The sequence below is a fragment of the Salmonella sp. 32120201201600049SM genome (genome assembly GCF_017572835.1).
GTDB classification, from domain to species: domain Bacteria; phylum Pseudomonadota; class Gammaproteobacteria; order Enterobacterales; family Enterobacteriaceae; genus Salmonella; species Salmonella enterica.
In genome coordinates, this window is sequence record NZ_JAGESA010000014.1 from 14,040 (window position 1) to 36,549 (window position 22,510).

General features: G+C 53.0%; 22 protein-coding genes. 5 read left to right on the forward strand and 17 right to left on the reverse strand.

The features are described 5' to 3' along the window. Positions 1 to 37 precede the first annotated feature (37 nt). The 8 genes from tatC to udp all read right to left on the reverse strand — a co-directional run bounded on the left by tatC (position 38) and on the right by udp (position 7,266). Entirely contained in the window at positions 38 to 817 is a 780-nt protein-coding gene (gene tatC, locus J4650_RS20410) for a Sec-independent protein translocase subunit TatC (RefSeq protein ID WP_000257554.1), read from the reverse strand. Positions 818 to 819: 2 nt separating this feature from the next. Continuing rightward, positions 820 to 1,368, reverse strand: a complete 549-nt coding sequence (gene tatB / locus J4650_RS20415; protein WP_000459612.1) for a Sec-independent protein translocase protein TatB — start codon at positions 1,366 to 1,368, stop codon at positions 820 to 822. Positions 1,369 to 1,371: 3 nt separating this feature from the next. Continuing rightward, entirely contained in the window at positions 1,372 to 1,626 is a 255-nt protein-coding gene (gene tatA / locus J4650_RS20420; protein WP_000508972.1) for a Sec-independent protein translocase subunit TatA, read from the reverse strand. Between the two features lie 205 nt (positions 1,627 to 1,831). Next, positions 1,832 to 3,472 (reverse strand): ubiquinone biosynthesis regulatory protein kinase UbiB, encoded by a 1,641-nt coding sequence (ubiB, locus tag J4650_RS20425; RefSeq protein ID WP_000187559.1) that lies wholly within the window; start codon positions 3,470 to 3,472, stop codon positions 1,832 to 1,834. Next, on the reverse strand, positions 3,469 to 4,074 hold the full coding sequence (gene ubiJ / locus J4650_RS20430; RefSeq protein ID WP_023993648.1) for a ubiquinone biosynthesis protein UbiJ: 606 nt from the start codon (positions 4,072 to 4,074) through the stop codon (positions 3,469 to 3,471). Before ubiJ ends, ubiB begins: the two co-directional genes overlap by 4 nt. A 9-nt stretch (positions 4,075 to 4,083) precedes the next feature. After that, positions 4,084 to 4,839, reverse strand: coding sequence for a bifunctional demethylmenaquinone methyltransferase/2-methoxy-6-polyprenyl-1,4-benzoquinol methylase UbiE (gene ubiE, locus J4650_RS20435; RefSeq protein WP_000229009.1), 756 nt, complete (start codon positions 4,837 to 4,839; stop codon positions 4,084 to 4,086). Positions 4,840 to 4,934: 95 nt separating this feature from the next. Then, complete coding sequence (gene rmuC / locus J4650_RS20440) at positions 4,935 to 6,365, reverse strand: DNA recombination protein RmuC (protein ID WP_000355562.1); 1,431 nt, start codon at positions 6,363 to 6,365, stop codon at positions 4,935 to 4,937. Between the two features lie 139 nt (positions 6,366 to 6,504). After that, positions 6,505 to 7,266 carry a uridine phosphorylase gene (gene udp, locus J4650_RS20445; protein ID WP_000045169.1) on the reverse strand — a complete coding sequence of 254 codons (762 nt, stop codon included), beginning with the start codon at positions 7,264 to 7,266 and terminating at the stop codon, positions 6,505 to 6,507. A 258-nt stretch (positions 7,267 to 7,524) separates the two neighbouring features. Between udp and J4650_RS20450 the strand changes: the two genes are divergently transcribed. Further along, positions 7,525 to 8,337, forward strand: coding sequence for a dienelactone hydrolase family protein (locus J4650_RS20450; protein ID WP_000213959.1), 813 nt, complete (start codon positions 7,525 to 7,527; stop codon positions 8,335 to 8,337). Positions 8,338 to 8,416: 79 nt separating this feature from the next. Here J4650_RS20450 and J4650_RS20455 read toward each other — a convergent pair whose 3' ends face one another. After that, positions 8,417 to 9,760, reverse strand: coding sequence for an anaerobic sulfatase maturase (locus J4650_RS20455; protein ID WP_021294455.1), 1,344 nt, complete (start codon positions 9,758 to 9,760; stop codon positions 8,417 to 8,419). 323 nt (positions 9,761 to 10,083) lie between these two features. Continuing rightward, positions 10,084 to 12,348, reverse strand: a complete 2,265-nt coding sequence (gene metE / locus J4650_RS20460; RefSeq protein WP_000154181.1) for a 5-methyltetrahydropteroyltriglutamate--homocysteine S-methyltransferase — start codon at positions 12,346 to 12,348, stop codon at positions 10,084 to 10,086. A gap of 235 nt (positions 12,349 to 12,583) precedes the next feature. On the opposite strand from metE, the gene metR reads away from it, so the two are divergent. Next, positions 12,584 to 13,537: an HTH-type transcriptional regulator MetR gene (gene metR / locus J4650_RS20465; RefSeq protein WP_000569786.1), complete on the forward strand. Its 954-nt coding sequence runs from the start codon at positions 12,584 to 12,586 to the stop codon at positions 13,535 to 13,537. On the opposite strand, the gene J4650_RS20470 is transcribed toward metR, so the two are convergent. From J4650_RS20470 to pldB, 3 genes are all read right to left on the reverse strand, one after another. Then, entirely contained in the window at positions 13,425 to 14,324 is a 900-nt protein-coding gene (locus J4650_RS20470; protein ID WP_001196257.1) for a carboxylate/amino acid/amine transporter, read from the reverse strand. The two genes, metR and J4650_RS20470, sit on opposite strands and share 113 nt — an antisense overlap. A gap of 80 nt (positions 14,325 to 14,404) precedes the next feature. Beyond that, on the reverse strand, positions 14,405 to 15,205 hold the full coding sequence (gene yigL / locus J4650_RS20475; RefSeq protein WP_000285338.1) for a sugar/pyridoxal phosphate phosphatase YigL: 801 nt from the start codon (positions 15,203 to 15,205) through the stop codon (positions 14,405 to 14,407). A 15-nt stretch (positions 15,206 to 15,220) separates the two neighbouring features. Next, entirely contained in the window at positions 15,221 to 16,237 is a 1,017-nt protein-coding gene (gene pldB, locus J4650_RS20480) for a lysophospholipase L2 (RefSeq protein ID WP_000487685.1), read from the reverse strand. A gap of 110 nt (positions 16,238 to 16,347) precedes the next feature. On the opposite strand from pldB, the gene rhtB reads away from it, so the two are divergent. Continuing rightward, a complete protein-coding gene (gene rhtB / locus J4650_RS20485) occupies positions 16,348 to 16,968 on the forward strand; it encodes a homoserine/homoserine lactone efflux protein (RefSeq protein WP_000142524.1) in 621 nt (206 codons plus the stop codon). A gap of 39 nt (positions 16,969 to 17,007) precedes the next feature. Here rhtB and rhtC read toward each other — a convergent pair whose 3' ends face one another. The 3 genes from rhtC to pldA all read right to left on the reverse strand — a co-directional run bounded on the left by rhtC (position 17,008) and on the right by pldA (position 20,474). Further along, positions 17,008 to 17,628, reverse strand: coding sequence for a threonine export protein RhtC (gene rhtC / locus J4650_RS20490; protein ID WP_000928814.1), 621 nt, complete (start codon positions 17,626 to 17,628; stop codon positions 17,008 to 17,010). Positions 17,629 to 17,691: 63 nt separating this feature from the next. Further along, positions 17,692 to 19,521 (reverse strand): ATP-dependent DNA helicase RecQ, encoded by a 1,830-nt coding sequence (gene recQ, locus J4650_RS20495; protein ID WP_001533487.1) that lies wholly within the window; start codon positions 19,519 to 19,521, stop codon positions 17,692 to 17,694. An 83-nt stretch (positions 19,522 to 19,604) separates the two neighbouring features. Beyond that, positions 19,605 to 20,474, reverse strand: coding sequence for a phospholipase A (gene pldA, locus J4650_RS20500; RefSeq protein WP_001201692.1), 870 nt, complete (start codon positions 20,472 to 20,474; stop codon positions 19,605 to 19,607). 164 nt (positions 20,475 to 20,638) lie between these two features. On the opposite strand from pldA, the gene yigI reads away from it, so the two are divergent. Together yigI and rarD are read left to right on the forward strand one after the other, a co-directional pair. Then, entirely contained in the window at positions 20,639 to 21,106 is a 468-nt protein-coding gene (yigI, locus tag J4650_RS20505; RefSeq protein WP_001277136.1) for an acyl-CoA thioesterase YigI, read from the forward strand. 43 nt (positions 21,107 to 21,149) lie between these two features. Beyond that, positions 21,150 to 22,037, forward strand: coding sequence for an EamA family transporter RarD (rarD, locus tag J4650_RS20510; protein ID WP_000339081.1), 888 nt, complete (start codon positions 21,150 to 21,152; stop codon positions 22,035 to 22,037). Between the two features lie 39 nt (positions 22,038 to 22,076). On the opposite strand, the gene J4650_RS20515 is transcribed toward rarD, so the two are convergent. Further along, complete coding sequence (locus J4650_RS20515; RefSeq protein WP_023993647.1) at positions 22,077 to 22,373, reverse strand: hypothetical protein; 297 nt, start codon at positions 22,371 to 22,373, stop codon at positions 22,077 to 22,079. Positions 22,374 to 22,510 lie beyond the last annotated feature (137 nt).

A 22,510-nucleotide genomic window follows, 5' to 3' on the forward strand; every position in this document is an offset into this window, starting at 1 on the left:
GCCCCCATATGACAACCGCCCTGGCGGGCGGTTGTGTTTAGTCTTCAGTGTGCTCGGCCTTTTCGGTTTCGGCCTCGTTATCTTCGTCGCGCGTCCGTCGCTTACCGACATAAAAGCGTGAGCAGAAAACGCCAATTTCAAACAGGCAGTACATCGGTATCGCCAGCAACGTTTGCGAGAAAACATCTGGCGGCGTAAGCAGCATTCCCACAATGAATGCCCCGACCAGGATATAAGGCCGTTTTTTACGCAAATCTTCTGGCGTGGTGATGCCCATCCAGCACAGCAACACAATCGCCACCGGCACTTCAAAGGCTACGCCAAAGGCCATAAAAAGCGCCATGACAAAGCTAAGATAGCTGGCGATATCTGTCGAAACCTGTACCCCTTCCGGCGCCGTATGCGTCAGGAAACCAAAGGCCAAAGGGAATACGACAAAATAGGCGAAGGCCATACCAATGTAGAAAAGCAGCGAGCTGGATACCAGCAGCGGTACGACCAGACGACGCTCATGCTTATACAGCGCCGGGGCGATAAAGGCCCAAACCTGGTACAAAATGACAGGCGCGGATAAGATCAAAGACACCATGAAGGTGAGTTTGATAGGCGTAAAAAACGGCGACGCCACATCCGTCGCAATCATTGTCGCCCCTTGCGGCATCTGTTTAATCAGCGGTGCGGCGACTAAATGATAAATATCATTGGCGAAATAAATTAACGCCAAAAAAATCAGAAGTACTGCGACGATGCAGTTTAGCAGGCGCTTACGCAACTCGATCAGATGCGTGATAAGCGGTTGAGTATCTTCTACAGCCATGTTTACGGTTTATCACTCGACGAGGGGGAAGATTCGACAACAGGCGCAGCGGATTTCTTCTCGGCGTCTATCGTGGCTACGGAAGCGGTTTCCGTCGACTCAGGCACGTTAGCTTTAACGGGCTCCGGCTTTTGTTCCGGCGCGCTCGCCTGTGTTTCAGCGGCGGCAGGGGTGACGCCCTCATGCTGCGTTTCGTTCCCTTTTACCACCGGATTATGGATGGTATGCGCTTCATCGCTCGCTTGTTCGGGATCGTTAGCGCTGTAGGTGCGTTTCATCGACTCCGCCGCCTGACGCAGTTCATCCATAGATGCTTTCAGTTCGGGAGTCAGATTTTCCAGGCTCGCCTTTTCGACTTTTTTCAGACTGTCCTGGAACTCCTGAAGTTTCAGTTCCTGAGTCAGTTCATTCTGAACCGTTGTCGCAAGGGATCGCAACGCGCGAATCCAGCCCGCTACCGTTTTTACCGCTACTGGCAATCGTTGCGGCCCCAACACAATGAGGCCGATAACGAACACTAACAGCAGTTCGCTAAAACCGATATCAAACACGGATTATACCTGCTCTTTATCTTGGCTTTTAGCGTCTTCCTTTTTCGCTTCGCCTTGCTTATCCGCGATAGATTTAGCGGTAAAATCAGCGTCCTGACTGGTTTTATCCTGTTTGGCATCATCATCGCTCATGGCCTTTTTAAAGCCTTTGATAGACGCGCCAAGATCGGAACCGATGGAACCGAGTTTTTTGGTGCCGAACAGCAGTACGACGATAACGGCAACAATCAACAACTGCCAAATACTGATACCACCCATACATGTTCCTCTGTGATAGATGATGAATTATTAGGGCCGCATTATACACATTATCCTTCGCGCTGCCTCTTTGTTAGCCGCTTTCGCCCGCCCTATTCACATACTTTTACATACGACCGGGACGACATTGACTTGCGGCCTGAGTATTGCCTCGAGTGATAATATGTACCTGCGTGACACAACCGGCGTTGAGCGATAAAAAATCTCAACGAGTTTTACGCCAGCCAACCAGCCAGACAACTACGCCGCCGACCATGAGCCAGCCAGGCATCAATCCCCATTCAGGGCGGTTGACGAGTAAGAATGACCCGCTCAGTAACAGCGTTGCGCCAATTCCCAATAAATAACGAGACTGACTTTGGCGCACATGGTTTACCTGTAACTCGCGCGCAATCTTATCAACACTGTGCTGTAAATATTTGCCCTGGCGCAAACTGTCGTACACCAGTTCAGGTATTTCTGGCATTTTTTCGACCCAGAACGGCGCTTTTTCTTTAAGAGCCCGCGTGAGAGCCGGAATACCCACCTGATCTTTGATCCAGGACTCAAGAAACGGCTTCGCCGTTTTCCACAAATCAAGCTGAGGATAAAGTTGCCGCCCAACCCCTTCAACATACAATAATGTTTTCTGCAACAACACCAGTTGCGGCTGGACTTCCATGTTAAATCGACGCGCTGTATTGAAAAGGTTTAACAACACATGACCAAACGAGATTTCCGCGAGCGGCTTTTCAAAGATAGGTTCACAGACGGTGCGGATGGCAAACTCAAAATCTTCAACGTTGGTATCTGGCGGAACCCAGCCTGAATCGACATGCAGTTCTGCCACCTTTCGGTAATCGCGATTAAAAAACGCGATAAAGTTTTCAGCCAGATAACGCTTATCTTCTTTGTTTAGCGACCCGACGATACCGCAGTCAATGCCGATATATTGCGGGTTTTCAGGGTGTTCATGGCTGACAAAAATATTTCCCGGATGCATGTCCGCATGGAAAAAGCTGTCGCGGAAAACCTGGGTGAAGAAAACTTTAACCCCGCGTTCCGCCAGCAGTTTCATGTTGGTGCCGTTCTTTTCCAGCGCCGCCACATCCGAAACAGGAATGCCGTATATCCGCTCCATCACCATCATGTTCTGGCTACAGTAATCGGAGTACACCTCCGGGATATACAGCATGGGACTATTTTCAAAATTGCGGCGTAACTGAATCGCGTTGGCCGATTCCCGCAGCAGATTCAGCTCATCGATCAGCGTTTTCTCATACTCACGCACCACTTCCGTCGGGCGCAGACGACGCCCATCCGGCAACAGGCGTGGTACCCAGCGAGCAAGGCGATAAATCAGTTTCAGGTCTGCCTGAATTACCGGCAAAATATCCGGGCGAATGACCTTAATAACCACTTCTTTACCGTTTGATTTCAATCGCGCGGTATGTACCTGGGCGATTGACGCCGACGCTAAAGGCTGGATATCAAAGTCGTCAAACCAGGCTTCGACTGGTAGCCCCCCCATCGCCTCTTCAATCTGGGCTTTCGCCAGCCGACCATCGAATGGCGCGACTTTATCCTGGAGCAAAGCGAGCTGATCGGCGATTTGCGGCGGGAACAGGTCACGGCGCGTGGAGAGCATCTGGCCAAATTTGATCCAGACCGGTCCCAGCTCTTGCAACGCCAGTCTTAATCGTTCACCCAGCAATTTATCTTTATGCCGGTTTGGCATCCAGAACAGCGAATAGCGCCATAATCGGAGTGGCAGTGTAAGACGCATTCGGGGGATGAGTTCATCAAGGCCGTAGCTTAAAAACGTGCGGATGATGAAATATAGGCGCCGTACTTCACCTGGCGTCATTTGGCCTCCAGTTTTTCCAGCCGTGTGGTCAGAGAATCTACGGCGCGCTCAACAGCCGCGGTTTCTTCGGCAAACCATGCGACTTCCAGCGGGCCAGGCGCCATACGCCACTCTTCAGTGATCGCTTCAGCGGCATAACGCTGCTGGCGTTGAAACCCGTGGCGCAGGAATTTAGCCCCGCCACGCACGGCCTTACCGATACTTTCCGCCGCAATATCACCCGAGTATGGCGCCAACAACTCCGCAGGATCGAATTCGGCGAGATCGGCGAGCGCCACAAAATTTTGCACGACCTGAATATCGCCCTGCACTTCCAGTTCGCCGCTGCGAATAAGCGCGGCCAGCTGCTGACGATCGCGTAGTTTTGGCAAAACGCTAGCTTGAGTGATTACCGTACAGTCCGCTTCGCCTTCCCATGCCCCCAGCACATCAACCTGGCGTTCGCTGAATACCAGGACTAATGGCGTCGAAAATCCCTTTAGTTTCACACACAGTACTTTTCCCTGTAAGCGCGTTCTGGCTGATTTCAGCGCTGGCGAACGATACAGAAACGTATTGAGGAGACCTTCAATTCCTGCGGTCACTAAGGGTTTAAAAGGCATTCCACCCTCCTAGAATTTATAACCACGGTGCAATGCCACAACACCCGCCGTCAGATTGTAATAATCCACGCTCTCAAATCCGGCGTCCTGCATCATGGCTTTTAAGGTATCCTGATCGGGATGCATACGGATGGATTCCGCGAGATACCGATAGCTATCCGCATCGTTCGCGACCATCGAGCCAATACGCGGTAAAATATGGAAAGAATAGGCGTCATACGCTTTACTCAGCGGCTCAATGATAGGCTTGGAAAATTCAAGCACCAGTAAACGTCCGCCGGGTTTCAACACACGGAACATTGACCGCAGCGCTTTTTCTTTTTCCGTTACATTGCGCAAACCAAACGAAATGGTAATGCAATCAAACGTATTATCAGGGAAAGGCAGAGCTTCGGCATTCGCCTGCACATACTCTACGTTGCCGATCACGCCGATATTACGCAGCTTCTCACGCCCCATTTTGAGCATAGAATCATTAATATCCGCCAGGATAACTTTGCCAGTTTCCCCGACCATACGTGAAAATTTCGCGGTAAGATCGCCCGTACCGCCCGCTAAATCGAGAACGGTTTGTCCACGACGCACGCCACTGCAATCAATGGTGAAGCGCTTCCACAAACGATGAATGCCAAATGACATTAAATCATTCATCACATCGTACTTTGACGCCACAGAATGAAAAACGTGGGCCACCATGTCAGCTTTCTGCTCTTTAGCGACGGTCTGAAAGCCAAAGTGCGTCGTTTCTTGTGAATCTTCCACCATCTCAGTGCCTGCTTATCGATAAAAATGTTCAAGAAGTGTAACAGATTGGGCCAATTTGCCCTACTCTGCGCCAGGACTAAACTACTCCGTATGGGTTAACTTAACTGCTGCTTCACCCGTTCATCATTGGGATAATGTTCATCCTGCCGCCCTTCAGGGATCGATCGTAAACGATATTCTTCATCTTGCGTAACGGCCTGTTCCGCTAAATCCGGATTAATCTCGCGTTTGATTTCCACGCCTAGCCCCCGGAAGGCCTCCGCCTGCGCCAAAACGTTGCCACGCCCCGACGCAAGTTTTTTCATCGCCTGGCGGTAGTTATCCTGCGCTTTATCCAGACTCTGACCGATCGCTGACATATCATCAACGAACAGCCGCATTTTATCGTAAAGCTTACTGGCTCTGTCTGCGATGTGCTGCGCATTGCGGCTCTGGTGTTCATAGCGCCACAGGTTGGCGATTGTCCGTAACGCCACCAGCAGCGTCGTGGGGCTTACCAGCATAATGTTATTTTTCAGCGCCTCGGTTATCAGTTCGGGCTGTTTATCTAACGCCAGCAGGAAAGCGGGTTCTACGGGGATAAACATCAGAACATAATCCAGCGAGCGGAGGCCGGGAAGCTGCTGATAGTCTTTGCGCCCCAGTAAGCGAATATGATTGCGCACCGAGGCGATGTGCTCTTGTAAAGCGGCCTCGCGCGTATAGTCATCTTCAGCGTTAAAGTAACGCTCGTAGGCGACCAACGTCATTTTAGCGTCGATGACCACATCTTTGCCCTGCGGCAAGCGGACGATGACATCCGGCTGCATCCGCGAGCGCGCATCGTTCTCAATACTGACCTGGGTTTCGTATTCGTAGCCTTCACGCAGTCCGGATGCCTCCAGCACCCGCGCCAGCACAACTTCGCCCCAGTTTCCTTGCGCCTTATTGTCCCCTTTCAGGGCGCGCGTCAGGTTGATCGCTTCCTGCGCCATTTGCGCGTTAAGCTGCTGCAAATTACGAATTTCGTGCGCCAGCGTATGCCGCTCCTGCGCTTCTTTGCCAAAACTCTCCTGAACCTGGCGGCGAAAACCGTCCAGTTGCTCACGCAGCGGCGTCAGCAGGCTATTCAGGCTTTGTCGGTTTTGTTCGTCTACGCGACGATTACTGTGTTCAAAGATACGGTTCGCCAGATTTTCAAACTGCTCGCTTAAACGCTGTTCGCTGTTGATCATCTGACGGATTTTGTCTTCCGCGTGTTGTTGAGTCGCTTCCAGACGGGTCGTGACTTCACGCAGATCGGCTTCCAGAGAGGTATTAATACTGTGCAGGCTACGCAGTTCGTTATTAAGTAACTCGCATTCACTGCGCCAGTGCGCTTCTTGCGCTAATTGCTGCCGGGCCGCGCTAAGTTCGATATCCAGCTCACGCCGTTCTTCGATAAGATCGGCGCGGATTTGATCGGCGTGCGCTTTCGTCGCCAGCCAGCCAATCACCGCCCCAGCCGCCAGCGCCACGACGGCGCTTATCATAAGAGTAATATCCACAACACCTCTCCTGGAACCACACTGTCCTACACAAAATAGAATTGTGCTGTATAAACGTCCAGTTTAAAAGGGATTTCCTGCGAGGCGCCACGCAAAAAGAAAAGGCCGAACGCGTCGGCCTTTGCAAAAGAGAGGAGAATTACAGCAGACGACGGGCCGCTTCCACGACGATTTTCACCGCGTGGCTTTCAGTTTGTTTCATCGTTTCCGCATTCGGAATCTCTTGTTGGGTACGGTTGACGATAACGCCCGCCACCATACCTGCGCGTAACCCCTGGCTTGCGCACATGGTTAACAGCGTAGCGGATTCCATTTCGTAGTTCATTACGCCCATCGCCTGCCACTCTTCCATAGAACCTTTGAAGCGACGCACAACGCGGCCAGAATAGGTGTCGTAACGTTCCTGACCCGGATAGAAAGTGTCGGAAGAGGCGGTTACGCCAACGTGAGTCGTGGCGCCAATCGATTTCGCGGCTTCAACCAGCGCAGTGGTGCAGGCAAAGTCGGCAACCGCCGGGAATTCCATCGGCGCAAAATGCAGGCTCGCCCCATCCAGACGAACGGATGCGGTCGTTACCAGAACGTCGCCGACGTTAATGTGCGGCTGAATAGCCCCCGTGGTGCCGATACGCAAGAAGGTACGAATACCCAGTTGCGCCAGTTCTTCCACGGCAATAGAGGTAGACGGGCCACCGATACCGGTAGAGCAAACGATAACTGCTTTGCCATCCAGCTCAGCGCGCCAGGAGGTGAATTCGCGGTGAGATGCCAGCTTAACCGGCTTATCCATCAGCGCGGCGATCTTTTCCACACGCTCAGGATCGCCAGGGACGATGGCGAGCTGGGCCCCTTGTAAATCGTTTTTGGTGAGGCCGAGATGAAAAACATCAGACTTGGACATATAAAACTCCTCTGTGAATCGGGTTTGTCAGAAGAAGCAAAGAGACACTTTACCTAAGGCATAAAGATATTTTCGTGACAGCCATCACTATGACGTAAAACAATTGCACTCGCTTACCATTAAAAAGTGATGTTCATCACAATAAATAATCAATATCGCCAGGCATTGCACAAAAGATAGCCGCTTTAAGGCAATGTGGTTTGTTACACACTGTCTATAGTTAAGATTGCGCTATTTTTTAAGGGTACGGAGAATACCATGACAACGACACATCCATCCGGCTTTGCACCTGCAGCCTCCCCACTTGCCCCTACGATGATTCATACGCCTGATGGGGCCATTAGCGCGGGGATAACGTCGATTCCCTCTCAGGGCGACGATATGCCAGCCTATTACGCCAGACCAAAAGCGAGCGACGGCGCGCTGCCTGTGGTCATTGTGGTACAGGAAATTTTTGGCGTACATGAACACATTCGCGATATTTGCCGACGACTGGCGCTGGAAGGCTATCTCGCTATCGCGCCGGAGCTCTATTTCCGCGAAGGCGACCCCAATGATTTCGCCGATATACCCACATTATTGAGCGGGCTGGTGGCTAAAGTACCCGATTCGCAAGTCCTTGCCGACCTGGATCACGTCGCCAGTTGGGCTTCGCGCAACGGCGGGGATGCGCATCGGCTGATGATCACCGGTTTTTGTTGGGGAGGCCGGATTACCTGGCTGTACGCCGCGCACAACCCACAGTTAAAAGCGGCGGTAGCATGGTACGGCAAGCTGGTGGGCGACACGTCACTCAATTCGCCGAAGCATCCCGTTGATATCGCCACCGATCTTAACGCGCCGGTACTGGGTTTATACGGCGGGCAGGATACCAGTATTCCACAGGAGAGCGTGGAAACCATGCGTCAGGCGCTACGCGCCGCTAATGCGAAGGCGGAAATCGTGGTCTATCCCGATGCAGGGCACGCGTTTAATGCCGATTATCGTCCGGGCTACCACGAAGCCTCAGCGAAAGACGGCTGGCAAAGAATGCTGGAATGGTTCGCGCAGTACGGTGGGAAAAAAGGCTAACCACAGCGCATTACGATGTTTGTTGGGCCTACGAGACCGGAGTCGGTGTAGGCTCAACAAAGCGTCATCGCCACGTTAGCTATGCTTTACCACAGCATTTTTTATATTTTTTGCCGCTGCCGCAGGGACAGAGATGGTTACGACTGACGGCTCCTGTGTCTTTACGCGCGTCCTGCGCCAGCCAGCGCATGATCGATGCCATCGGATAGCCTTGCGCCAGCAGCTCCCGCCAGACATTCATATACGGCGTAACGTGCTGGAAAAAATGCTTATAGCCCGCACACAAGTAATTATGCGCAGGATGACCGGACGGCGAGACGGCAAAGCGATGCTTCGGACAGCCGCCATGACACGCAAAGCGGTAGTCACAGCGACGACAATCGGCGGTCAGGGTCTCCCGCTTGGCCTCACCAAAGGCAATAGCCCGCTCGCTATTATTTAAGGTTTTGATGCTGTGCTGGTGGATATTCCCCAGCAGATGCTCCGGGTAGACAAAGTGGTCGCAGTTGTAGAGATCGCCGTTCGACTCCAACGCGAAGGCATGTCCACAAGTCTCGGAATGTACACACAGTACCGGCTGCTGCGCCGTCCAGGCGGCTAACGCCACGTCAAACATCTGCACATAGACGCGGTCTACGTCGCGACGAACCCAGATATCAAAGATCTGGTTGAGAAATTCGCCATATTGCCACGACGGTACCGTCCATGGCGCCAGCGTCGCCGCGCTTTCGCCGGGCATCACCAGATTAAGTACCGATGAGTTATCGGTGCTCATTCGCTCCACCAGCGGGATAAACTGAATAAAACGCGATCCCGCCGCCAGAAGAAATTCGTAGACGTCTGCTGCATGACCGACGTTATGTTTTCCCACGACGGTTAAGGTATTAAAGTCGACATGGTGCGCTTTAAGCCGCGCCATTGCTGCGACGACCTGTTCATGAGTTCCTTTTCCAGCGCGATTAAGCCGATAGTGGTTGTGTAACGACGCCGGGCCGTCGATAGAGAGACCGATGAGAAAATGCTGTTCAGCGAAAAAGCGCGCCCACTCGTCATTCACCAGGATGCCGTTCGTCTGCAACGCATGAGTGATTTTTCGCCCATCGCCGTACTTTTCACATAATGCGACAACCCGACGGAAAAACGGTAGCCCCATCATGGTCGGTTCGCCGCCCTGCCAGGCAAAGTCAATGCGGTCGCCACTCTGCGCGGCAATATGCTGGCGTATAAATTGTTCCAGCGTCTCGTCCGACATCCGCCAGTTTTTATTGCGTTCCGGGTACAGCGCCTCTTTTTCAAGATAGAAGCAATATGTGCAATCAATATTGCAAATCGCACCGCCGGGTTTGGCCATTACGTGACAACCTGCTACCGCCATGTCAGACATCTCCGTTAAAAAATAAGGTTCACCAGCGCCATGAGACAATGCGACGTTTATCGTCGCCAGGGAACATAACAGAATGGAAAACCTCGTTTTGTGCTATGAGAGCGCTGGGCGATCATGACAGGAAAAACGATCTGCGAGGCAATAGCTGCTTCCAGGGACGCTATCCGCCTGGTTGTCATTCATACGGAGAACCTTTTTATTATCAAGATCGCCAAATAGCCAGATCCTGAAAAGGACAGCGCGGAAAATAAGAAAAAGGGAAATGAGAAGAAAGAGGCGCTGTTAATCAGGTCAGACACGGGCGCTACCCGTCAAAGGGTAGCGCCGCATTGCTGCCGGATAAACGCAGCGGTCAGGATGGGCTATTTCGCCTGACGCAGATTATGCGCCGCTTTGACCATGTTCGCTAACGCCGCGCGGGTTTCTGGCCAACCGCGAGTTTTCAGACCGCAGTCCGGATTCACCCACAGGCGTTGTGCCGGAATACGCTGTGCCGCCTTCTTCAGCAGGGCTTCAATCCACTCGACGCTCGGCACGTTCGGCGAGTGAATATCGTACACGCCCGGCCCGATTTCGTTCGGGTAGTCGAACGCTTCAAACGACTCCAGCAACTCCATATCCGAGCGGGAGGTCTCAATGGTGATCACATCCGCATCCAGCGCGGCGATCGAATCCATAATGTCGTTGAACTCGCAGTAACACATGTGGGTGTGGATCTGGGTTTCATCCTTCGCCACCGCCGCGTTGATGCGGAAGGCTTCCACACCCCATTCCAGATAGGCGTCCCAGTCGCTGCGACGCAGCGGTAGACCTTCGCGCAGCGCCGGTTCGTCGATCTGAATAATCCCGATCCCCGCCGCCTCCAGATCCGCGACTTCATCACGCAGCGCCAGCGCAATCTGTTTCGCAATCGTTTCGCGGGTCACGTCTTCGCGGGGGAATGACCAGCAAAGAATAGTCACCGGGCCGGTCAACATCCCTTTTACCGGCTTGTCGGTCAGCGACTGGGCATATTTCGCCCACTCCACGGTAATCGGTGCCGGACGGCTGATATCGCCAATCACTACCGGCGGTTTCACACAGCGGGAGCCATAGCTTTGCACCCAACCATTCTGGGTAAAGACGAAGCCGTCCAGATGCTCGCCGAAGTATTCCACCATGTCGTTTCGCTCGGCTTCGCCGTGTACCAGCACATCCAGCCCTAAACGCTCCTGCTCGATGATAGCCTGTTTGATATGTTCGGCGATGCCGGTGCGGTAGTTATTCGCGTCGAGATTGCCCTTTTTGAAGTCCAGACGCAGACCGCGAATCTCCGTGGTTTGCGGAAACGAACCGATAGTCGTCGTCGGCCAGGCGGGAAGTTTAAAGCGGGCGCGTTGCGCTTCAGCGCGCACCTCATACGGATTCTCACGCTGGCTGTCCTGCGCGGTGATCGCCGCCAGGCGTTTTTCTACCGCGGCATTATGTACGCGGCGGGAGTGACGACGAGCCTGAATCGGTGCGCTCCATTCCTCAAGCGCCGCCGTTTCGCCGCTGTTCAGCGCATCGCGCAGCAACGCCAGTTCACCGCATTTTTGCAGCGCAAAGGCAAACCAGCTTTTAACTTCCGTATCCAGACGCGTTTCGACGCTGAGATCGATCGGGCTGTGCAGCAAAGAGCAGGAGGATGCTACCCACAGCGCGCGTTTGCCCACAAGGGCGTTAATCTGCGCGTATTTTTCGGTCAAATCGGCGCGCCAGACATTACGCCCGTTAATCAAGCCTGCGGAAAGCAGCCAGTCGACCGGCAGACGTTGATGCAGTTCCGCTACATCATCTTTGCCATGAATGAGGTCAACATGTAGCCCCTGTACCGGTAGCGCGATAATAGTGTCCAGGTTTGGCGTCACGCCTTCAAAATAGGTCGTCAGCAACAGCTTCACCTGGCCGGCAAGCGCGTCGTAAGCCGGTTTGAAGGCATCCAGCCACGCCTGCGGCAGTTCCAGCACCAGCGCTGGCTCATCAATTTGGACCCACTCAATACCACGCTTCGCCAGTTCAGCCAGCACGTGCTGATACACCGGCAAAATGTCTTTCAGCAACGTCAGGCGGTCAAACGGTTCGCCTTTCACTTTACCCAGCCACAGATACGTGACAGGCCCCAGCAGTACGGGTTTGATCTTATGCCCCAGCGCCAGCGCTTCGTCCACTTCCTCCAGCAACTGTGTCCAGGTGAGTCTGAACTGCTGGCCTTTGCTGAACTCCGGTACTATGTAGTGATAGTTAGTATTAAACCATTTGGTCATTTCCGCCGCCGCCGCCGGTTCGCCGGTTGGCGCGCGACCGCGGCCAATGCGGAACAGAGTGTCGATGTCCACGGAACCGTCGTTGTTCTGATGACGAGCCGGCACATTGCCTAACAGCAGGCTGGTGGTCAGAACATGGTCGTACCAGGCAAAGTCGCCTACCGGTAACAGGTCAATACCCGCTTGTTTCTGCTGCTCCCAGTGACGCGCGCGCAGTTCGCGGCCCACCGCCAGTAACGCTTCACGCGTTGAGTTCCCCGCCCAGTAGCTCTCTTGCGCTTTTTTCAACTCGCGACGCAGGCCAACGCGAGGAAAACCGAGGGTATGAGTCAATATTGTCATTTTACTTCCTCTAATTATATGTAAATCCTAAGTATTTTAAATTCAGGGAAGGCGGCAAGTTTGCTCATCCCCGGGAGCTTACATCAGTAAGTGACCGGGGTGAGGAAACGCAGCCAACGCACCATCAATTTAAAAGACGACGGATTTTGGACGTCTGGATGTTTACACATCCATAATGTAAAGGTACTGTATATTCCTCAAGCGCAATTTGTTCATGGCGAAGTGAAGGACTTTCATGATCGAAATTAAACATCTGAAAACACTCCAGGCATTGCGGAATAGTGGATCGCTGGCTGCTGCTGCTGCGGTGCTGCACCAGACCCAATCCGCTCTGTCTCATCAGTTCAGCGATCTGGAACAACGCCTTGGCTTCCGCCTGTTCGTGCGTAAAAGCCAGCCGCTGCGCTTTACGCCGCAGGGGGAAGTTCTGCTGCAACTGGCAAACCAGGTGCTGCCGCAAATCAGCCGTGCGCTGCAGGCGTGCAACGAACCGCAGCAAACTCGTCTGCGCATCGCTATTGAATGTCATAGCTGTATTCAGTGGTTGACCCCGGCGCTGGAAAACTTCCGTGCAAGCTGGCCGCAGGTAGAAATGGATTTCACATCCGGCGTCACTTTTGATCCGCAACCGGCCTTGCAACAGGGCGAGCTGGATTTGGTGATGACGTCGGATATTTTGCCGCGCAGCGGGCTGCATTATTCGCCGATGTTTGATTTTGAAGTCCGACTGGTGCTGGCGCCCGACCATCCGCTGGCCAGCAAAACGCAGATTACGCCGGAAGATTTAGCCAGCGAAACGCTGTTGATTTACCCGGTGCAGCGCAGCCGACTGGATGTCTGGCGACATTTCCTGCAACCGGCGGGTATCAGTCCGCTGCTGAAAAGCGTGGATAATACGCTACTGCTGATTCAGATGGTGGCGGCCAGAATGGGCATTGCCGCCCTGCCGCACTGGGTGGTGGAAAGCGTTGAGCGCCAGGGTCTGGTGGTGACCAAAACCCTGGGTGATGGTCTGTGGAGCCGCCTGTATGCCGCCGTGCGCGACGGCGACCAGCGTCAGGCGGTGACCGAGGCGTTTATTCGCTCGACGCGGGATCACGCCTGCGATCATCTGCCGTTTGTGCGGAGCGCGGAGCGACCCATTTTCGATGCACCCACAGCGAAGCCAGGATCACAGCCGCGCCTGTAATAAAGCTTGGCCAGTGGGGCTGCTGATGCCAGATGGCAAGATTAACCAGCAGTCCTGCGGGAACATGCATATTATTCATGATACCCAGCGTCCCGGCGTCTACTTGGGTAGCGCCATAGTTCCACATAAAGTAGCCAATGCCGGACGCCACCACGCCGAGAAACACCAGAATGCTCCATTGCAGCGTGGTTTCCGGCAGCTTTTGCGCGTTCCCCAACAGCGACCACGCCACCGCCGCCACCAAAAACGCCCCCAGATAGAACCATGCAAAGGCGTTGTGCTGCGGCATGGGACGGGTCTCCATCAGACGTTTATACCCCACCATTCCGATAGCGAAACTGATATTAGAAAGCTGCACCAGGAGCAAACCGACCCAAAAATGGTCGGTCACGCGATCGTAGCGAATAATCCCGGCGCCAATCACCGCCAGCAACGCGCTAAATGCATAGCCCCAGCGCAAACGACGCTGACTCATCACATCGTAAATCAGCGTGATATAGAGCGGCGTCAGAACGGTAAACAGCAGCAGTTCGGATACGGTCAGATAGAGGTAAGCATGGAAGCTCAACATATACATGATGCCAAGCTGCATCGCCCCCACCAGCATATACAGGCTGATGGTTTTTAGGTTGTGCCCGCGAGTACGCAAAAACGGCAGAAAAACGAGCGCCGCCAGCCCAACGCGTATCAGCACCGCGAAATAGCTATCGACATGCCCGGCAAGATACTCGCCAAATAAACTAAAGGAGAAAGCCCACAGGATAGTGGTAATGATGAGTAGCGCCACAATGGATGTCTCTTAAAACAGGGAACACCCATTGTAGCGGAGAGTGAAGTTGACAACTGGTCAACTAACAAACAATCACATCAGCGTAAGAAAAGATCGCGCAGGTAATGCGGCACGGCGTTATCCGCGTTGATGCCGATCACCTCAAGTTCGGGATACAGGTCTTTCAGACGCTGGTGCGCATTGCCCATGATGCAGCCTTTGCCCGCCATCGTGAGCATTTCAGCGTCGTTCATTCCGTCGCCAAAGGCGATACACTCTTTCAGGCTGTACCCCATCGCCTGAGCGACCGCTTCCAGCGCATGACCTTTCGACACTCCGCCCGCCATCACTTCCAGACAGGTTAGCGTGGAGAAGCTCACGTTTACCCGATCGCCCCAGCGCGCGTTAATCGCCTGCTCCAGCGGCAACAACTTTTCATGAGTGTCGCTGGTGAAAAACACTTTGCTGACGCCCTCCGGCTCCAGCAGCGCAGGCTCAAACAGCGAGTAGTTAAATACCGCCTCTTTGAAAAAACGCATTTCATCGGGGCGATGACGATTCATAAACCATTCGTCGTCGCGATAAACGTTAGTCACGATGTCCGGGTTCGCATTCACCACGCCGAACAGGTCGCTGGCAATGTCGCTGTCCAGATTATGCGTAAAAACCAAATTCCCGTCGGTATCGTGCACTCGCGCGCCGTTGGAGGTGATCATGTAAGACTTGATTTCAAGATTATCGCGGATTTGCCCTACATCGACATGATGACGACCAGTGGCAAAGACAAAATGGATGCCGCGTGCGGTCAACAGCTTCAGAGTCTCTTTGGCATAAGGGGACAACGTATGGTCGGGGGAGAGCAGCGTGCCATCTAAATCAGACGCAACAACCTGATACATAATAAAATTTAACCTCTAAGCAAAGCGATTTCCGCTGGATAAATTAGGCTTGTTGAAAAATTCAACAATGGCGTTAAGCGCGACTGAGCGCATAGCGTCCTTTTCAAAAAGGATCTCATGGTACGCGCCCTTGATAACCAGCGGTTTTCCCCCTTCACAAGGGTATCCCGCCGCGGCGCGAATTTCACAAAAACGATCGTGGGTGCGGTTATCCACTACCCGCTCTTCTTCCGCCTGAATCAGTAGCGTAGGCGTCGTGTCATCGCTCGCCCCAGCCAGAACCTGCTCACCCGCCAGAATGCCTTCGCGTACCCAATGCCAGGTGGGGCCGCCAACGCGCAGCTGCGGCTCGTCGGCATAAAATCGTAAGTTGCGCTGATAACGCTGGCGGCTGTGGGTCAGCGCATTCATCCCAAACGGCAACGCCCGCCACTGACCGGTACCAATAGCGTAATCTTCACGGATACGCTGGTGCCCTTCGGCCCAGTCGAGAATATGGCGCACCATAAAGGAAGGCAAGCGTATCACAATACCAAACATCGGCGCGGTGAGCGCAATAGCGTCGCACCGCACACGATGGCGTTGCAGGAACAGGGTGGCTATCGCGCCCCCCATTGAGTGCGCCAGGATATAACGCTTACGCCACGGCCCCGGCTCAATTTCCTGCTGCCAGAACGCCGCTAAGTCCTCAACATAATCGTTAAAATGATCGACATGACCCCGATGCGGGTCCGATAACATCCGCCCGGAGCGCCCTTGACCACGGTGGTCGATGATGAAGATATCAAAACCGAGATGAAAAAGGTCATACGCCAGTTCAGCGTATTTTACATAACTCTCAATGCGGCCAGGACAAATGACGATCGTCCGATCGTTGGAATCATTTCGAAAACGGACAAAGCGCACCGGAATGTTACCCACGCCGATAAACTCCGCCTCTTCCCGCTGACGCCAGAAATCGGTCAGCGGCCCCATAGCAAAAGCGGCAAACGCATTTTCTCTTGTTTCCCAGTCATTTTGCTGCTGAAACATCGGGTTTTCGGCCTCGTTTACCAGGTAAAATCGTTTTTTGCGTCGTGCCTGACACAACACAGCGGCAGTAGCGTATTGTGGCACAAAAACAGACAACCAGGGAGTTTCGCATGACCTTTGAATGGTGGTTCGCCTATCTACTGACCTCAACTCTGTTGAGTCTTTCTCCGGGTTCAGGCGCCATCAATACCATGACGACGTCTATCAACCATGGATATCGGGGCGCAGCGGCTTCTATCGCCGGGCTCCAGACCGGGCTGGGGATACATATCGTACTGGTGGGCGTCGGACTGGGTACGCTCTTTTCGCGCTCGCTCCTCGCTTTTGAAATTCTGAAATGGGCTGGCGCGGCTTATCTTATCTGGCTGGGTATCCAGCAATGGCGCGCCGCAGGCGCTATCGATCTGCATACTCTCGCCCAGACGCAATCGCGGGGTCGGCTGTTCAAACGCGCGGTCTTTGTCAATCTAACCAATCCCAAAAGCATTGTCTTTCTTGCCGCCCTGTTTCCGCAATTCATCATGCCGCAGCAACCGCAACTGGCGCAGTACCTCATTCTCGGCGTCACCACGATTGTGGTGGATATGATTGTGATGACCGGTTACGCCACGCTGGCGCAGCGCATTGCCGCCTGGATTAAAGGACCAAAGCAGATGAAGGCGCTGAATAAAGCGTTTGGTTCGTTGTTTATGCTGGTAGGCGCGCTCCTGGCGTCGGCAAGACACGCGTGATAGTCGTGCCGGATGATGTTTATCCGGCCCGGAGGTAAATTAGCGCGAAATAATCAGGTGAATACCAAAGCCCGCAAACAGAGCGCCGGCAAAGCCATCAATCCATTTCGCCAGACGCTGATAGCCGCGGCGCATTTTCGGCAGCGCGAACAGGCTGGCGACTACGGTAAACCAGGCCAACGTTTCCAGGGTGATTAACGCGAAAATACCCCAGCGCGCCGCAGCGCCGACGTTATCGCCGACAAACAGTGAAAAAACGGAACCAAAATAGATAATCGCTTTAGGATTCGACAGATTGGTCAGCAGCCCTTTGAGAAAACTGCGCCCGCTCTGCGCCAGTTCAATGTGCGGAGAAGACGCCGCCGCATCCTGTTTTTTCAGCGCGCCGCGCAGCATCTGATAGCCCATCCAGCACAGGTACAGGCCGCCGCCTACCATAATGATCGTATGCAGCCAGGCCATTTTTTCGATGATGAGATGCAGGCCAAGCAGCGCCACGCCCGCCCATACCATCACGCCGCAGGTAATGCCCAGTACGCCCATCATCGCTTCTTTACGCGAACGGCTGACAGCAGTTTGAGACACGAAGAAAAAGTCGGGGCCGGGGCTCATTAGCGCAACGATGTGCACCATTGCCACGGTGAAAAATAGCATCAACATAAAAATGGCTCGCGGGGAAATAGTTCAGTGAGTCACCATCCTGGCACTTTTTTGCCGGGCTGACTACTCTTCGTCATCACCATCGACATGCGCGCGGATGAGCGCCATAAATTCTTTCCCGAAGCGCTCCAGTTTGCGCATCCCAACCCCGTTAACGCTTAACATCTCGCTGGCGGAAACCGGCATCTGTTCCGCCATTTCTATCAACGTGGCGTCGTTAAAGACCACATACGGCGGGATATTCTCTTCATCAGCGATAGCTTTACGCAGCTTGCGCAACTTAGCGAACAATTTGCGATCGTAATTACCGCCGAACGATTTCTGCATCACGCGGGGTTTGAGGGCGACAATGCGCGGCACCGCAAGCTTTAGCGGAACGTCTCCACGGAGTACCGGACGCGCGGCATCCGTCAACTGTAATGCGGAGTGCTGCGCAATATTTTGCATTACCAGCCCCAGATGAATGAGCTGGCGAATCACGCTCACCCAGTGCTCATGGCTCTTTTCGCGTCCCATGCCATAAACCTTGAGTTTGTCATGACCGAAATCGCGGATGCGTTGGTTATTCGCGCCGCGGATCACCTCGACAACGTAGCCCATGCCAAAACGCTGGTTAACCCGACCAATGGTAGAAAGCGCAATCTGGGCATCGTTTAAGCCATCATATTGTTTGGGCGGATCGAGACAGATATCGCAGTTGCCGCACGGTTCTTGTCGGCCTTCGCCAAAGTAATTAAGCAACACCAGGCGACGGCAGGTTTGCGCTTCGGCAAAAGCGCCCATCGCATTCAGTTTATGCCGTTCAATATCCTGAAGCTGTCCGGCTGGTTTCTCTTCCAGACAACGACGTAGCCAGGCCATGTCAGCCGGATCGTAAAATAGCATGGCTTCCGCAGGCAGTCCGTCGCGCCCGGCGCGGCCCGTTTCCTGATAGTAGGATTCAATATTGCGCGGGATATCGAAATGCACGACGAAACGTACGTTAGGTTTGTTTATGCCCATTCCAAAAGCGACTGTCGCCACCACGATTTGCAGATCGTCGCGCTGAAATTTTTCCTGCACATCGGCGCGAATAGCGTTTTCCAGCCCCGCATGATAGGCCGCCGCGCTAATGCCGCGACTTTGCAAGCGCGCGGCGGTATCTTCCACTTTCGCCCGACTGTTGCAGTAGATGATACCCGATTTGCCGCGTTGCTCCTGAACATAGCGCATTAGCTGGTCGAGCGGCTTAAACTTCTCCATCAGCATGTAGCGGATATTCGGTCGGTCAAAGCTACTGATCTGGATTAACGGATCGTTAAGCCCAAGCAGACGAATAATATCCTGGCGCGTGGTGTCGTCGGCGGTGGCGGTCAATGCCATAAACGGCAAAGCGGGAAAACGCTGGCGAAGCTGACCGAGCGCCGCATATTCCGGACGGAAATCATGACCCCACTGCGAGATACAGTGCGCTTCATCCACCGCCAGCAATACCGGATTCCAGTGCGCCAGATGATCAAGAAAGTTGTCCAGCATCAGGCGTTCCGGCGCAATATACAGCAGACGAATCTGTCCGGTACGGCACCCCGCCATCACCTCAAGCTGCTGCTCGCGGCTTTGAGTGGAGTTCAGGCACGCCGCCGCCACACCGTTCGCCAGTAGCTGATCGACCTGGTCTTTCATCAACGAGATTAAGGGCGAAACGACGACAGTCAACCCGTCCAGCAACAACGCGGGGATTTGATAGCACAGAGATTTGCCGCCGCCGGTGGGCATGACGACCAGACAGTCGCGACCGGAGAGCGCAGTATCAATAATCGCTTCCTGGCCCGGGCGAAACTGTTGGTAGCCAAAGGTTTCCTGCAAAACCTGTTTGGCCCCTGATTCCAGATTCAACACTTCCGCCTGCGCCACATTAACCCCGTTCACCATAAATCAAAACAGGCGCTATTTTCAGCGCCTGCGAGAGAAACTGCAATGTTTAAAACACAATCCAATCAGAAGATATCGTTAAGCATCACGCCGACGCCGACACGTGTCTGATTAAAATTATAGTCGATCAGCGATTCGCCATAGCCGCTGTACACCTGGGTATAAAGCCGGACATGTTTGGTGACCGGATAGCTTAATCCAACTTCCGCGCCGCCGTAGCCTGTATTCCAGTTGTACTGGCCTTTGGCGCTTAATACCGCCTCGCCCAGGTGATAACCGATTTTAAGCTGGTAATAACCCATATATTTGGTGATGTCCGGATTATCGTCGGTACTGCCAATCACGTACCACGGTTTGACCTCTACCAGCCAGTTACCGTTTTCGGCCATCAGACGGGTATACAGACGGTTCCAGCTACGCGAGGTGGGGTCCGAACGTCCGTTAGAGTCATGATTGTAGCCCATCTCTACGTCGCGCAGCGTCCAGCCGGCAAAGCGATAATCGGTAGCAAAACCAAGAAAAAGCTGCGGTTCGTAGTTGGTTTCACGAAACGGCGAAGACTCTTTACTGTTGGAAAGCTGCCACCAGGATTTCTGCGTATAGGAAGCGCCCAGTACCGAGTTCGGCCCCAGTATTCCGCGCCACAGCGGAAACGCCAGGCTCAACTGAAATTTCACTTCATCTTTACGTGCGTTTTCAGACCAGTTGTAGGTACTTATGGCCTCTTTGTTCAGATCGCTGGTGTTCGTGTAGATCAAGTAGTTCGTGTCATAAGGGTAAAGCGTAAAAGGGTTATCATGCTCCTGTAGCATGTTAGCGATGATACTTCCCCGTACTGCAGGCGCATCATGAACCTCTTTTATCGTAGCTTCTTGTGCATATGCCGCTAATGGCAGTAGCGTGGCTGGCAACAACCCTCTCAAAATCGCCCGCATTCTTGACGTTCTCCTGACGAAGTATTTTCAGCTTGAATCATTCTCTGCCAATCATTTTTACATATTTACACACATAGCCGTTAGTTATCCCTTCTTAAAGTAGAAAACAACAATTAAGAAGCATAATATCAACATTTCATTAACCAATGGGGTATCAGGAATCTATGTCCGCTGTACTTACCGCTGAACAAGCTCTGAAATTAGTGGGTGAAATGTTTGTCTACCACATGCCGTTTAATCGGGCGTTAGGGCTGGAGCTGGAACGCTATGAAAAAGCGTTCGCCCAACTGGCCTTCAACAACCAGCCGATGATGGTCGGCAACTGGGCGCAAAGCATTTTACACGGCGGCGTGATCGCCTCTGCGCTGGATGTCGCCGCCGGACTGGTATGCGTCGGCAGCACGCTAACTCGCCACGAAACCATCAGCGAAGATGAACTACGCCAGCGCCTGTCGCGGATGGGAACGATTGACCTGCGCGTTGATTACCTGCGTCCGGGCAGAGGCAACCGCTTTACGGCCACCAGTAGCCTGCTGCGCGCAGGGAATAAAGTGGCCGTCGCCCGCGTGGAATTACACAATGAAGATCAGCTGTACATCGCCAGCGCCACCGCTACTTATATGGTGGGATAAAAGCAGGTAAACTGTTGTTACACTTCAGATACGAGTTTTCCGGATGGACGCAAAACAAACACGGCAGGGCGTATTACTCGCTCTTGCCGCCTATTTTATTTGGGGGATCGCCCCCGCGTATTTCAAGCTGATCTATTACGTTCCCGCAGATGAGATCCTGACGCACCGCGTGATTTGGTCATTTTTCTTTATGGTGGCGCTGCTTAGCGTCAGCCGGCAGTGGCGACAGGTTAAGCGCTTACTGAAAACGCCAAAGAAGATTTTCCTGCTGGCCCTGTCCGCCGTACTGGTCGGCGGTAACTGGCTATTGTTCATTTGGGCAGTAAATAATCACCATATGCTGGAGGCCAGCCTGGGTTATTTCATTAATCCGCTGGTTAACATCTTGCTGGGGATGATTTTTCTTGGCGAACGCTTCCGTCGAATGCAGTGGCTGGCGGTGATTCTGGCGGTGTGCGGCGTGCTGGTGCAACTCTGGACCTTTGGCTCGCTGCCGATTATCGCGCTGGGGCTGGCGTTTAGTTTTGCGTTTTACGGCCTGGTGCGTAAGAAGATCGCCGTTGAAGCGCAGACGGGTATGCTGGTCGAAACGCTATGGCTGCTGCCGGTCGCGGCAATTTATCTGTTTGGCATCGCCGATAGCCCTACCAGCCATATGGGGCAAAACGCACTATCGTTGAACTTACTGTTAATGGCGGCGGGTGTGGTCACTACGATTCCGCTGCTGTGCTTTACCGGAGCGGCTACGCGTCTGCGTCTCTCTACACTGGGCTTTTTCCAGTATATCGGCCCAACGCTGATGTTTTTACTGGCGGTGACGTTTTATGGCGAAGTGCCGGGCGCGGATAAGATGGTGACATTTGCGTTTATCTGGGTCGCGCTGGCGATTTTCGTGATGGATGCGATTTATACGCAGCGGCGTAAGCATTAAATAATAAAATGGCAGCTATTATCTGGCTGCCATTTTATGTTATTTCTTCTTAGTAAATAGCAATACAATAAATAATATAATATTTGTTACTGGAAACACGCCCAACACACCAATAAACTTATTCCAACCAACAAACGTTAAATAGCGGGCATGGATCTGGCAAAAGCCGAATCCCAACGCTATTCCAATCCCCCTCAAATTTAATGAAGTACAAATCGACAGTACACCGAGCAGGACAATAGCAATCACCCACCATCCAATCCAGGCTTTAATGAATTCGGCTTTAGAAAAATGGTCTTTACCAAAATAAATTTGCCAGAAATTTTTCTTTTGCATTTTATGAAATCCATTCATTGAAATTGTTAATTACCAGATAATATATTTAATTATTATCGATTGCTGTACAGCGTAATTATCATGACATTAATTACCATTGCTGTCATTAGAAAATTCAGTGTAATATATTTACATGT

What these genes read in the sequence shown, in the direction of transcription:
- tatC (WP_000257554.1), bottom strand. Translation starts at nt 817, where the DNA reads ATGGCTGTAGAAGATACTCAACCGCTTATCACGCATCTGATCGAGTTG.
- tatA (WP_000508972.1), bottom strand. Translation starts at nt 1,626, where the DNA reads ATGGGTGGTATCAGTATTTGGCAGTTGTTGATTGTTGCCGTTATCGTC.
- ubiB (WP_000187559.1), bottom strand. Translation starts at nt 3,472, where the DNA reads ATGACGCCAGGTGAAGTACGGCGCCTATATTTCATCATCCGCACGTTT.
- ubiJ (WP_023993648.1), bottom strand. Translation starts at nt 4,074, where the DNA reads ATGCCTTTTAAACCCTTAGTGACCGCAGGAATTGAAGGTCTCCTCAAT.
- ubiE (WP_000229009.1), bottom strand. Translation starts at nt 4,839, where the DNA reads ATGGTGGAAGATTCACAAGAAACGACGCACTTTGGCTTTCAGACCGTC.
- udp (WP_000045169.1), bottom strand. Translation starts at nt 7,266, where the DNA reads ATGTCCAAGTCTGATGTTTTTCATCTCGGCCTCACCAAAAACGATTTA.
- J4650_RS20450 (WP_000213959.1), top strand. Translation starts at nt 7,525, where the DNA reads ATGACAACGACACATCCATCCGGCTTTGCACCTGCAGCCTCCCCACTT.
- metE (WP_000154181.1), bottom strand. Translation starts at nt 12,348, where the DNA reads ATGACAATATTGACTCATACCCTCGGTTTTCCTCGCGTTGGCCTGCGT.
- metR (WP_000569786.1), top strand. Translation starts at nt 12,584, where the DNA reads ATGATCGAAATTAAACATCTGAAAACACTCCAGGCATTGCGGAATAGT.
- yigL (WP_000285338.1), bottom strand. Translation starts at nt 15,205, where the DNA reads ATGTATCAGGTTGTTGCGTCTGATTTAGATGGCACGCTGCTCTCCCCC.
- pldB (WP_000487685.1), bottom strand. Translation starts at nt 16,237, where the DNA reads ATGTTTCAGCAGCAAAATGACTGGGAAACAAGAGAAAATGCGTTTGCC.
- rhtB (WP_000142524.1), top strand. Translation starts at nt 16,348, where the DNA reads ATGACCTTTGAATGGTGGTTCGCCTATCTACTGACCTCAACTCTGTTG.
- rhtC (WP_000928814.1), bottom strand. Translation starts at nt 17,628, where the DNA reads ATGTTGATGCTATTTTTCACCGTGGCAATGGTGCACATCGTTGCGCTA.
- pldA (WP_001201692.1), bottom strand. Translation starts at nt 20,474, where the DNA reads ATGCGGGCGATTTTGAGAGGGTTGTTGCCAGCCACGCTACTGCCATTA.
- yigI (WP_001277136.1), top strand. Translation starts at nt 20,639, where the DNA reads ATGTCCGCTGTACTTACCGCTGAACAAGCTCTGAAATTAGTGGGTGAA.
- rarD (WP_000339081.1), top strand. Translation starts at nt 21,150, where the DNA reads ATGGACGCAAAACAAACACGGCAGGGCGTATTACTCGCTCTTGCCGCC.
- J4650_RS20515 (WP_023993647.1), bottom strand. Translation starts at nt 22,373, where the DNA reads ATGCAAAAGAAAAATTTCTGGCAAATTTATTTTGGTAAAGACCATTTT.